We start from the raw sequence: 11,870 nt of genomic DNA on the forward strand, positions 1-11,870 counted from the left end.
AAGGCAGGATCCGATCGGAAGAGCTCGTTCGGATCTCAAACATGGGACAAAGTGCTGCATCGAATGCCATTGAGAACAACTTTATCTTTGCCCTAATGCCGGTTATCACGGGGGCGATGAAGCTCTATGATATCCTGACGACGATTGATGGCGCAATTGAGGCCTATGACGAAGGAGGTCCTGAAGCCCTCGTTAAATATGGGATGGAGGAAGCGAGCATAAACTTACTCATGTCATCAAGCATGAAGTTTGTAGGCAAGATGGTCAACAAAGCCCGCCTTGCTGTCAAAGATACGTTCAAAGCAAGCTCATCCGGTGCATCATCGAGTGCGTCTTCTAGCGCGAAGGCTGCTAAGGATGTGCCTACTCCACCGAAAAAAACAGATAATTTTAGTGCAAAAAATGTGAATTCTTCTGCTAGTATAAAAAAGAAGCTAAGTGCGTTAGAAGGGGCTCAGGCTGAAGCCATAAAAGTAGTGAAATTACCTGATGGTAGAATTAGGTATTATGAAGCTGAAAGGGCTTCAACAAAACCAGGGGTAACTAGGGGGGCATCTTTTGTAACAGAACATAATCCTAAAACAGGTCAAGTTCGGCAGTGGAATGAGTGTTATGATCACAATGGGAAAGTGAATCGTGTTCATCCTAAATCCTTAGATGGTCATGATCTTAAAGGGCAGCATTATCCGCCAACCCAATCTGAACTCAATTCATTTTCAAAAACTAAGGGATATAAAAAATGAATTTACGGCAGATTTACGGTCTAGAATTAAAAAAATATGTTTTGTCTGAAGCACCCACTGAAAAAATAGGCGAATGGGCATTTTCATTTTATTGGAAAAATATAGAGTCAATAGATCTATCTTTTCGCAATTTATTATTAACTTTAAATAAGATGGAATTAGGTCCGGAGTTTGCATATAATTACGAGGAATTGCTTCAGATTGCAAATGACTTGATAGATGGCAAAGATGTCACTTTAGATTGAATAAGCAGGTCTGAATCTATAAGTCCGTGGCTTTGGTGAAGGTGCCTCGATCATCTTTGCCACCCTATTCAAGAGCAGCATTGACCAAGCCCAAGGGGCAGCGCGCAACGCCATTGACAACAACGCCAGCCATGCCTTTGCTTGGGGGATGCCACCGGATGTGATGCGCTCCATCCAAACGGCCATGGCAGCAGGAGCAGCTGGTATTGTTGCAGCGGGTGAGGCTTTAGCCGTGGGAGCTGCTGCGGCCGGCGGGGCAGTTGTTGCGGTGTATGCAGGTGTGGCAATCATTGCAATCGGTGGTGTGTATTATTACGTGACCATGGATGCTGAGCCCGAGGCTTGCAAGCCCAAGGTCGAATCCTTCCCAGAGGCAGAAGCTCGCCCGCAGAGTTTCACAACCCCAGCTCATGAGTCCAAACCGACAACCCACGCGACTCCTGCGCACGATCAAGCAAGCTCGTCTAACGATAAAGGATTTGACACATACGAGGGGCCAGATGCTAGAGTATTCACGAGTGATGGAGCAAGTATTAAATCAAGATTGAAAGATGCCGAATTACCAACAGAAGGTAAAATCCGATTTGTGCCAGACAAAAACTACAAACCTAGCTCTGCACTTAAAAGAGGACCAAACCATGGTTATATTGATAAATACGGAAATGAATGGACGAAGGGGCCCTCACGGACTTCAGGGCAGGATTTTGAATGGGATGTTCAGTTATCTAGAACTGGTAAAAACAAATTAGGCTGGGCTTCTAGGGATGGTAGTCATTTAAATGTTTCACTTGATGGTAAAGTTACGCATAAGTAGTAAGGATGTTTAGCAAAAAATGATTTTAGTAATTAGAACTATTTATAACAATCTTGCAACTGAGAAAGATTTTAACATCCTTGAAAATCATATTAATCAATGTGGAGCCTCAACTTGTAAAAAAATAATACGCCAATATTGGAAATTAGATACGGACATAGAGTATTTAATAGAATTTACTTTCTCAGAAGAAAGCCGATTAAATATAAGAAAATTATATAATATGCCAAATATGCAATCTGAATTTATTTATACGAATAAAGATATTGATCCTCTTATATACGGTAAAAATGCGTATTGGTCACACTTGGAGTTTATTGAAGACTAGGATGAAGCCGTCCGACGCATCCTCACGTTTCATCCAAATGTCCCTATCGAGATCCTTGAAAAACTCACCCACGACGAGTGGGATGAATGTGCTGAATCCGCTCAGCGTCATTTGACTGAAAGGTTGGCTCAAGAGAAATAGCCTTGGGTCACCAGCGGTGAATAAGACTAAGGCAGGATTCAATCCCTTTCATAAACTCCTGTTTAAATGAATTTTACTAAAAGGTCAATTAATATGCTCAACCGAAATAAATATGCAGAAAATATGTTGAATCATCTATCTGTTAGGTTTGGCCAACTTTCCCCACTCAAAAAACATAAAACCGTTCAAAGGGGGGGAGAGCCATTCTTTGTTTAAATCACCTGAGCAATAGGGTATTTGGGGTCTGCAAGAACGAGCTGCCATCCGCGATAGGATGCTGGATTATAGACAAAGGGAGCCCGCATGTTAACAGTCATTGATTTGGTACCGTCATCACTTGAGTCGATAGAGATGATTGTATAGACTTTTACATCATTTATGCCCAGATCAACAGCCGACAAAATGTTTGTGAAATCCGCTTTTTCATAGGAAATATTACCCAAAGTCAGATCAGGTAATTCCATCATGATAAACTTAATTGTATTATCTTCCACACTCGTTAATTCCCAGAATGGATCGTTGAGTTCCGATAGAATGTAATGTTTTAAATCATTAAATCCAATGATGCCGTTTGGCATGATGACACGATATTCATTTGTGTTTTTCTGGGCTTCAATTGATTGATGCTGCATTTGTGTCTCCGTTATTAAGATTTCATCTGGTTTATTAGATCTTTAATTGAGTTTAACTGGCTTGTTGTCACGAATCGGGTTAACTCAAGTTGGCTTTTGCTTTGCATATAGTCTTGTAACACCGCGGTTTGGGTTCGATAACCGATTTCCTTGATATTTTCAGTAATGCTTTGCGATAACTCTAAAAGTTCATCTTGGATATTGAGGAGAATATTCAAGTTGCTATCGAGTTTACTGTTTGTGATGACCATATCTTCGTGAGCTTGTAAAGCCATGTCATTTGCTCTGGCAAGGCGTGTGTCCATATCGGCTGAAGGGATGTTTGCACAGAGTCTAAGGGCAAAAATTAATTCGGATATACCCGTGTCATCGGCCCTGACAGGTGTTTCAACAATCGTATGATCATCGGCCCGAAAGGCAATGTTCTGGTTGTTTCCTTGGTAGTATGTCATGTCAATTGGGTCAGAGGCCCCAACAGCCGGTAATGCACCAAGATCAACAACAGCGGGAATATTTGTTGCGGTGCCTGATAGAAGATACTTTCCATCGAATCGACCGTTTAAAAGGGATGTTAATTGTTCAAGTTTATCATGGGACCATGTCATAAGTTCTTGGGGTTTAGCAAGAGGGGAGCTACGCAAGAGAGAGACCCTTGTCTGCAATTCAACGGCAATATCTCGTAATGTGGCCATTTGGTTTGAGACGAATGACATCCGTTCTTTGTTAAGAGTCGCACTTTCTTGATAGTTTTGGATGCCATGTAAAATCAATTCTTGGTTGATGAATTGGCCAACATTCTGGATATTTCCATAACCGGAAGAGATGCCACCACTTGTCATTTCAGCCGAAGAGTTTTGATAGTCACGTTCATTTCTTAAGGCTGTCAATTGGGTGTATTTTATAGGGCTAAGATAAGGGGTTGTCATGATAGTCTCCTATCGTCCAAGGGTGTTGATTAAATCTGTGTCCATGGACTGAACAATACTTAATGCTTTTGATGTTAGATTTTGACTTGTCGAGAGTTCAAAAATTTTCATAATTTCTTCTGACGGATCAACGGCACTTTTGTTTTGAGCAATTGTTGTCAGTTCATTAAAAACACGTTCATCCAAGGCTTGCGCACCTTTGGCTGATTTGATGTCACTTTGGATTAAGGCCATCATTCGTGTTGCGTATTCAGTGGTTGATACGATTGCTGGGTTGAGTGCACCTACGGCATTGAATGTTAAACTGCCTTGGATGAGGGTGTCACCAATTTCAAGGGCAATTGTTGCATCACCAGCGGTTACACCAAGGCCTGCGTTTGTGGGCGCAGGTGTTGCAGATGTTAATCTGCCCACGGATAGAGCATTGGTGTTACTGATTAAAACAGGATTAACTGAAATAGCATTGCTGATACCGATTTGTGGGTTTGGATTAGCTACTGAATTCCCTGTCAAGAACAAGTTATTCATGCCAAAGAAATGGGAAAATCCATAGGCTTGGGTGTTGTCATAGGTTGGAGTTGCTGAAATTGTTGCTTTTGGAGATCCGGCTGAGCCGATGGCAACATATTTGCCTGCAGTGGAGGTTATTTGAAGTTCACCTGTTGCAAGTTGAGTAACTGTGAAGTCACCTGTTACATTCCCGTTAGCGTAGGCTGTCCCTGAAATGGTTGCCAATAAAGATGTAACAGTCATGCCATCAGTCAGGGCAATATCTTTATAATCTAGCAATGTTCCATCAATATCCGTGACGCCAATTCTCAGGGTTCCTTGACCGGAAATGACTGTTGTCCCTGCCAGTGGTCCGACAACGTTTGGGGCATAGATTGATCCTGTTAAACTTGTCTCGCCACCCAGAGCAGATCCTTCGTTATGCAGGGCGTTTGCTGTATCCCGTAAAACGCGGGTAAGCTCATCGAATTCAGCTTGGATATCTGTTAGAATTGTATCGCGTAATTCAAGAAGACCGGCGATTTTACCTTCTTTAAATGTTGATGTGATGTCAACGCCGGTAAATGTTGTGATCGCAGAGAGAACATCCCCTGGTGCAACATAGGTACTGGCTGTATAGGATAGTTGGTATATATCAGACAGCGTTGTGATGATATCACCACTTTCAAGGGCAAGAGAGATATTGTTATTGTCACTTTCATAAATCTTAAGTCCAGATAGTTCTGCCATTTTGTGAATAGCGAGATCACGTTCATCCTCAAGATTTGTTGTGTCTAGGCCACCAATACCGAGTGAGACGATTTGTCGGTTCAGGTCTTGGACATTACTCATCATACTGTTGAAATTATTAATGGCTGTGTTAATCTCTTGGTCGACTTGAAAGCGCAGGTTATTAATTTTATCTGCCATATCATTAAGATGCGTGCATAACTTTTGTGCCTTTTGAATGGCTTCTCGTTTTTTATTCCCGTCAGTAATGGACGCAATTTGACTAATGGTCGTTGCAAAGTCATTGAGGACATGAACATAGGATGAGTCATCACCTTTATTGCCAAGCATTTGTTCTATACTTTTATAATAGTCATTGAGAATAGTCGTTTTACCAAAATCAGAGTTTTTATTACGAACTTCTTTTTGCAGAACGCGGTCAATAACTCGGCTAATTTGGCTTTGTTTAATGCCAGTAAGCGTATCCTTTGATACAAGTTTTTCAGCATAAGCTTCTTTGCGGGTATAGCCATCAACGTCAGCTCGGGCAATGTTGGCGGAAGTGAGTCGTGTTTGGTCTCGATCAAATTTTATCTTAGATAAAAGGGTGGAAACAGAAAGAGCCATTGCTTCCTCCTAGATTTGTCGATTAAGCGCCAGCATGGATACGGGCGACGAATTTGTTGAAAACCGAGCTGATTTTGTGTACTGGCAGACTGGTGCTTGTTGCTCTTTGACAGCAGCTGAAATTTTATCGACAATTGACGACCGCACTTTGTAGGCTAAATCAATGGCTGCTTTATTTTCAAGAAGCTGATTATGTAAATTATCGATGGTTCCCTTCAGTATTTTTAAGTGTTCAGGCGAACATTGCGCCAATGTATTTTCTGCTTCAAATAACGTGCACGAGCTCTGGTGGAGGTCGGCTGCATGTTGTTTTTCTTTTAAAAGGGCATTGGCACCTGCAATATTATTAGCATTCAAGAGTTCTGTTTCTTTTGACAGAATGCTCATAAAATGGGTGCACGATAGGATGAGGTTATCAAAAGTTGTGTTGGTCATGATTTTACCTCTTGCCCTTTGAGTAGAATTGGATAAACGCTTTCGGCAATACCAAACATTCCTGGCATCGAATCGGCAATTTTTTCCGCCCAGATGGATCTGAACATAACTTCTGTTTGCCCACCACCGAATAGCCCTGTATCATTATGGGCAAACATTTGCTGAATGATATGGCTGGTAAATGTTGCTTCGAATTTTTGTGCTGCTTGCCAAGCCTTTTCCGGGGTGTTGCTTGGGGCTGAGCTCAAGGGAGCTCTTGTTTGGGCGATGTTGGCGAAATCACTTGCTTTGACTGTCATTAGATCACCTCTATATCTGCTTGGATAGCCCCAGCTGCCTTAATACTTCTGAGGATGGAAATGAGATCGCGGGGCGTCACACCCAGTGCATTTAACCCATTGACCAGGTCTTGAAGGGAAACGCCTGAGCGTAAAACCGCCATTTTCCCTGTTTCCTCTTTGACACTAACATTTGTCCGATCAACAACAGTTGCCTGTTGGACTTGGGTAAAAGGGTTGGGTTGAGATACTTGTGGGTCTTCGGTGATCTTGATCGTGATGCTGCCTTGTGTGACGGCAACTGTTGAGATTCGAACATTTTCACCCATGACGATGACACCGTCTTGATCATCGATGATAATTTTTGCCGGTTGATCAGGTTCGACAGTTAGCTGTTCAAGGTGAGTTAGGAAGGTCACCAAGTCCCCACGGTATTGTTCCGGAATGGATACGCCAACTGTTGTTGGGTCGGATGCACGCGATAGGGCGCCAAATTTTTCGTTAATGACGGTGCTGATGCGCTGCGCTGTTGTGAAATCAGGATTTTTAAGGCTCAGGTTCATGTGTTGAAGCGAGGCGAGTTGGAACCCTACTTCTTTTTCAATAATGGCACCATTAACAATTTTGGCTGAGGTTGGCACACCTTTGACAACCGATGTTCCGGATTTGCCAGAAGCATTAAATCCATTTGTTGCGACAGCACCTTGGGCAACTGCGTAAACATCACCATCAGCCCCAAGAAGCGGTGTGACGAGAAGGGTGCCGCCACGCAAATCCTTGGCATCGCCTAAGGCCGATACAGAAACGTCAATGTTTGTTCCGTGACGGGCAAAGGCAGGCATGGTTGCGGTTACCATAACAGCGGCAATATTTTTCCCGGCTAACATGATTTCTCCTGATGAATCACGGACGTTGACGCCTAAGCGTTCCAGCATGCCGGCCAGGCTTTCTTTTGTATAAGGAATGCTGTTAATAGAATCACCTGTGCCATTTAAACCGACAACAAGGCCATAGCCTACGAGTTGGTTGTTTCTGACGCCTTCAAAACTAACGATATCTTTGATCCGCACAGGATTGGCTGCATGAACAGCAGGGAAAACCTGGAGCCAAATAAAGATAAGAGTCAGGAGTCTATGTAACATAATAACCTCAATAAATTCTTCACTCATAAGACAGCAAAAACTATGCCAAGTCGATTTGTTGTCTTATTATGTATTTTTAGAATCGCAGAGATTGATTAATAAACATTCAATTTATCTAAAATTATTTAAATATTCTGATTTTTGAGGGCAGATTAATTATAGTCATTCCCATTGAAAATCCGACAGTTAGAAACGCATTTTTACCCTCAACCTCAACCCTATTAAAACCTGTCACGTTCGCCTAGGAAATCTCGATTTTTGTAAAAAATCGCCAGAGTTTTTGAACGGGGGTTCCGCAAACCATAAGAAAGCATGGACCTCCAATCAATCAAAGCTAAGGTTTTCTTTGAAAACCTTAGCTTTGCTAGACGGAGATGACGATCACACACTTCAGCCAGATTTGTATTATGGCTATAAGTCTTTGATTTTCAACTGGAACAATTATAGATCTGAATTTTATAGTTATTCTATTTGAGCTTGGAAGGTCGTCACATTGTTGCTCGTGTACTCATTGTACACGTCATTTCTTATTCCTGCTTCTGGACTATAGCTCAAAGTGTCGGATTCTCAATGGGAATGAATCGTTTGCTTGAGGGTTATGTAAGATTCTGATCATAAAAAACCCTCGCGATTGCGAGGGTTTTTTGTTTAATGCTACAAAATTAAGCTTATGCTTTTGCTGTTTTTTCAGCAGGAGCTGCTTCTTTGTGTGCTTCAGCTTTGTGTTCAGCTTTAGCTTTCTTTGCATGATGCTTTTTCGCGTGGTGTTTACGCTTTTTGCTATCCATGTGGTCTGGCTTAACCATACGGTCATAATCGCCTTCGTCTGTTGGTTCCATTTGTTGGTAACGTGTTGCACAGAAGAATTTTGATCCTGTGTCATTCTTGTGACCCAATAGAGCAGCAGAGTTAACAGCAAGAAGTTCAAACTTTTCTTCAGCTGCTGAACCTTGGCGTTCATTGATAACACCAGGTGTTGTTTCAACGAAGTTAACAACAGCATAACCGTCTTTTGAATTCTTCAAAGCATTGACGACTTTTTCTGTCATCGGCATGCCTTGACCATCGCGCCATACGTCAGCACCTGACATGGAATCGCGACCAACTTTGCGGGGATCCATTTGGTTAACAGCGTATTTACCGTTTTCGATACAAACGATTGTTGCTTTACCATCATCTGATTTTGTCAATTCTGCCCAACGAAGACCAGCTTGGTTTTCGCGGTTTTTACCTTGACCAGCATGATCGTGACCATTCAAGAAATTGAATGTGTTAAGACCCATATCTTTGAATGCTTCTTTCAGCATTTCTAGACGGTCTTTTGCTTCACCGGCTGTTTGGTGGTTTCCATAAGCATTTACAACGCTTGCGCCAGCAACAAGAGAAGCTGCTACTAGTGCTAATTTCAATGTCTTTTTCATACCCATATTCTCCTTGGGGGAAATTCATACACAATATCAGTTTAATAGCAAAAAACCATCAAAACAAACCTTTTAGTTAAAATTTTTAATAAATTAAGAAAGTGTGAACATTTTTGCAACACTTATGAGGATGCTCTTGCTTTTTTTGAGATTTGACCTAATATAACCAATAGAGTCGATCAATCGGATGGTCGCGGGTGTCATAACTGACTCTCGAGGAAAGTCCGGGCTCCACAAGGCAAGATGGCGGATAACGTCCGCCGGGGTTAGCGTTAAGGCTGACTTTAGGGAAAGTGCCACAGAAAATATACCGCTCGTCAGAGTAAGGGTGAAAAGGTGCGGTAAGAGCGCACCGCGCTTTGGGTAACCAAAGTGGCAGGGTAAACCCCATCCGGAGCAAGACCAAATAGGAGTGAACGCCCCCTTGGGGCATCTGCGCCTTGCAGATCACTCGGGTAGGTTGCTTGAGGTGACTGGTAACAGTCACCCTAGATGAATGACCATCCAGTAGTAGTACTATGGACAGAACCCGGCTTATAGATTGATCGACCCTCCCCAATCATAATACATAAGTCCTACAGCGAATTCTGCGGATCGTCGGCTTTGCGCACGTACTCTATGTACGGTTGCGCAGCGTTGTCCTTGAATTCATCTGTATTCCTTATTTCTGATGATTGGAGTTAGGCGTTTCAGTTGATCCTAAAAGTTCGTCACTGCATTGCTCGTTTGTAGGGGGGCTTACGCTTACGCTAATGATGAAATTCATAAGATACCTCTTTCGAGGTAGCTATATCGACATTTCTGTTAAGATTCTATTCCTTTTTTGTCTTTGTTTCCGTGGTCTTTGATTGTAAATCCATAAGATCTGCTTTCAACTTATGAATCTCGTGAAGAATGATTTTTGTGTCCGCAGAAAGGGGCGAGTCATGATGGTTTTTATTTTTCCCTGTTAACCATCCTAAGATGAATGAATGCTTTTTATGTTCTTGTTCATTGACATGTTGAAAATGAAGAGCGTTAATGATGACACCTAGAACCATTTGCAAAAGCAGGAAGTTTAAGACAACAACCATCGGATAGATAAAGAAGCCAACGTCTGGGTCAACTTTTACCATGACATCATAGACTTCTGACCATGTGTGTCCTAAAAGAACGGCGTGAAATATGGTGCCAAACGCGGCGGGAAGATCACCAAACCAAACAGGGAATGTTGCTGAGTACTCAATAACGCCCCAAACTGCAAAAATATAAATGGCTATTAATAACAACATCATTGTTGAAAATATTCGTGGGATAGCTTGGCCTAGGGCGGTTAATAAGTGTTGGAAATTCGGAAATACTGCAAATGTTCTCAAGAAAAGAAAAAGCCTAAACGTACGAATAATTTGAAAGTAAGAACCAACTGTTAACAGGGATAACCCAACAATGATAAAATCAAATAAGTTCCATCCAGATTTAAAATAATTCCGACCAAACGTTATCACTCGGGCAACGATTTCAATCGCAAAGATATATAATATATAATTGTTGATGTGCCCTAGTAATATTGCCATTTTTTGTGCTTCTGGCGTTTCATGATAGCGAATGGTAATTTCCCAGCTGATTAAAATAGCGCTTAATAACAGTAAGCTTGCGATCAAAATTTGCATTGCTCTTGATGTAAAAACGTCTTGTGCTTTTTTGCGGAAATTAGCGATGGATGAGGTCATGATCTTACTCAAGGTGAAAGGTCGTATTCTATTCCTATAGTGTATTAAAAAAGGTTAACAAACAGTTAACGATTAACGATTTGTTAATGTGTGTTGTTATCTTGTCACAGTGATTTTTTGTTGGAAAATTCACATCAAGGTTTAAAGATGGGGGGGAATCTTGTAAGAATTTTTGCACGAACAAAGATTGAGTGCAACAAGAAAACTCGCTATTCTGACCATAAGATACCGTTTCAAGAAAAAGCTTATAGGTTTATGGTAGGTCACCAAGTCGTTATTTCAAGTGCCAATGTCCCAGAATTATCTGGGGATACCTTACTAATTGCTTGTCCCATTATGATTCACAATTATGGCTTAGAATTTTATTTAGGGGTGTGGCGAGATGCTCAAGATAAATATCCTGAATATGACGTCCAATTGGCTGTGCCTTGTGGTGATAATTTAGGTTTAGCTTTACGGGCTATTTTTAGTGGAGTAACAATTATTTATTTATTGGTAAATGTGCCAGCTTTTAACCAAATTATTGAATTGGCTCAGTTACACGGGATTGAAGTTTTGCCTCAGGGGAAATTAAATGGTTAAGTGGCTTGCCTCTGATGGTTTTATTGCTTACCCGGACGCTTTAGACACAATGCAATCTATTACGCGTGATATTCATCAAGGAGGGCAAGAGTGTATTTGGTTGCTGGAACATCCACCTTTGTATACGGCAGGGACAAGTGCGAAACCTCAAGACTTATTGATGGCTGATCGATTTCCCGTCTTTGAAACAGGACGAGGAGGGCAGTATACCTATCATGGGCCCGGACAACGCGTTGCCTATATTATGTTAGATCTGAATCAACGTAAACCTGATCTTCGTTGGTTTGTTCAGGAATTAGAAAATTGGATTATTCGCATCTTGGCTGAATTTGGTGTGACGGGATTTCAACGAGAGGGTCGTGTTGGGATTTGGACAGATACGCCTAACGGAGAGGCAAAGATTGCAGCGATTGGGGTGCGTGTTTCCAAATGGGTGACCTATCATGGGATCGCGATTAATGTGCATCCGGACTTATCTCATTTTAGTGGGATTGTTCCGTGTGGTCTTCCTCAGTTTGGGGTGACCTCGCTACATGATCTGGGCATCAACGTCACGATGGAGCAGGTGGACGAAGCTCTTAAACAAACATGCTTGTTTTAATCGGGCGTGGTTATAGCCCCCCCCATAC

Annotated in this window: 15 protein-coding genes and 1 other RNA gene; 7 read left to right on the top strand and 9 right to left on the bottom strand. The window is 41.9% G+C overall.

Annotated elements, in window-relative coordinates:
• Nucleotides 1–41: 41 nt before the first annotated feature.
• Complete coding sequence (locus KF820_03030) at nt 42–743, top strand: hypothetical protein (protein ID MBX3457318.1); 702 nt, start codon at nt 42–44, stop codon at nt 741–743.
• A complete protein-coding gene (locus tag KF820_03035; GenBank protein MBX3457319.1) occupies nt 740–988 on the top strand; it encodes a hypothetical protein in 249 nt (82 codons plus the stop codon). The genes KF820_03030 and KF820_03035 overlap by 4 nt, the downstream gene beginning before the upstream one ends.
• Here the strand turns inward: KF820_03035 and KF820_03040 are convergent.
• Nucleotides 980–1,162: a hypothetical protein gene (locus KF820_03040; protein MBX3457320.1), complete on the bottom strand. Its 183-nt coding sequence runs from the start codon at nt 1,160–1,162 to the stop codon at nt 980–982. The two genes, KF820_03035 and KF820_03040, sit on opposite strands and share 9 nt — an antisense overlap.
• Here KF820_03040 and KF820_03045 point away from each other — a divergent pair.
• Nucleotides 1,137–1,802: a hypothetical protein gene (locus tag KF820_03045; GenBank protein MBX3457321.1), complete on the top strand. Its 666-nt coding sequence runs from the start codon at nt 1,137–1,139 to the stop codon at nt 1,800–1,802. The two genes, KF820_03040 and KF820_03045, sit on opposite strands and share 26 nt — an antisense overlap.
• A gap of 19 nt (nt 1,803–1,821) precedes the next feature.
• Nucleotides 1,822–2,130 (top strand): hypothetical protein, encoded by a 309-nt coding sequence (locus tag KF820_03050; protein ID MBX3457322.1) that lies wholly within the window; start codon nt 1,822–1,824, stop codon nt 2,128–2,130.
• Between the two features lie 353 nt (nt 2,131–2,483).
• Here KF820_03050 and KF820_03055 read toward each other — a convergent pair whose 3' ends face one another.
• From KF820_03055 to KF820_03085, 7 genes are all read right to left on the bottom strand, one after another.
• Entirely contained in the window at nt 2,484–2,903 is a 420-nt protein-coding gene (locus KF820_03055; protein ID MBX3457323.1) for a flagellar assembly protein FliW, read from the bottom strand.
• Nucleotides 2,904–2,917: 14 nt separating this feature from the next.
• On the bottom strand, nt 2,918–3,829 hold the full coding sequence (locus KF820_03060) for a hypothetical protein (protein ID MBX3457324.1): 912 nt from the start codon (nt 3,827–3,829) through the stop codon (nt 2,918–2,920).
• Nucleotides 3,830–3,838: 9 nt separating this feature from the next.
• Nucleotides 3,839–5,674, bottom strand: coding sequence for a hypothetical protein (locus KF820_03065; GenBank protein ID MBX3457325.1), 1,836 nt, complete (start codon nt 5,672–5,674; stop codon nt 3,839–3,841).
• Between the two features lie 9 nt (nt 5,675–5,683).
• A complete protein-coding gene (locus tag KF820_03070; GenBank protein ID MBX3457326.1) occupies nt 5,684–6,109 on the bottom strand; it encodes a hypothetical protein in 426 nt (141 codons plus the stop codon).
• Complete coding sequence (locus tag KF820_03075; GenBank protein MBX3457327.1) at nt 6,106–6,408, bottom strand: rod-binding protein; 303 nt, start codon at nt 6,406–6,408, stop codon at nt 6,106–6,108. Before KF820_03075 ends, KF820_03070 begins: the two co-directional genes overlap by 4 nt.
• Entirely contained in the window at nt 6,408–7,529 is a 1,122-nt protein-coding gene (locus tag KF820_03080; GenBank protein ID MBX3457328.1) for a flagellar basal body P-ring protein FlgI, read from the bottom strand. The genes KF820_03075 and KF820_03080 overlap by 1 nt, the downstream gene beginning before the upstream one ends.
• Before the next feature lie 668 nt (nt 7,530–8,197).
• Nucleotides 8,198–8,950 carry a hypothetical protein gene (locus KF820_03085; protein MBX3457329.1) on the bottom strand — a complete coding sequence of 251 codons (753 nt, stop codon included), beginning with the start codon at nt 8,948–8,950 and terminating at the stop codon, nt 8,198–8,200.
• A 175-nt stretch (nt 8,951–9,125) separates the two neighbouring features.
• Between KF820_03085 and rnpB the strand changes: the two genes are divergently transcribed.
• Nucleotides 9,126–9,503: RNase P RNA component class A (gene rnpB / locus KF820_03090), an RNA gene on the top strand.
• 259 nt (nt 9,504–9,762) lie between these two features.
• Here the strand turns inward: rnpB and KF820_03095 are convergent.
• Nucleotides 9,763–10,659 (bottom strand): ion transporter, encoded by an 897-nt coding sequence (locus tag KF820_03095; protein ID MBX3457330.1) that lies wholly within the window; start codon nt 10,657–10,659, stop codon nt 9,763–9,765.
• Nucleotides 10,660–10,806: 147 nt separating this feature from the next.
• On the opposite strand from KF820_03095, the gene KF820_03100 reads away from it, so the two are divergent.
• A complete protein-coding gene (locus KF820_03100) occupies nt 10,807–11,241 on the top strand; it encodes a hypothetical protein (protein MBX3457331.1) in 435 nt (144 codons plus the stop codon).
• On the top strand, nt 11,234–11,842 hold the full coding sequence (gene lipB / locus KF820_03105) for a lipoyl(octanoyl) transferase LipB (GenBank protein ID MBX3457332.1): 609 nt from the start codon (nt 11,234–11,236) through the stop codon (nt 11,840–11,842). Before KF820_03100 ends, lipB begins: the two co-directional genes overlap by 8 nt.
• The last annotated feature ends 28 nt before the right edge of the window (nt 11,843–11,870 follow it).

Source organism: Candidatus Paracaedibacteraceae bacterium (genome assembly GCA_019636055.1).
Lineage (GTDB): Bacteria > Pseudomonadota > Alphaproteobacteria > Paracaedibacterales > Paracaedibacteraceae > Paracaedibacter.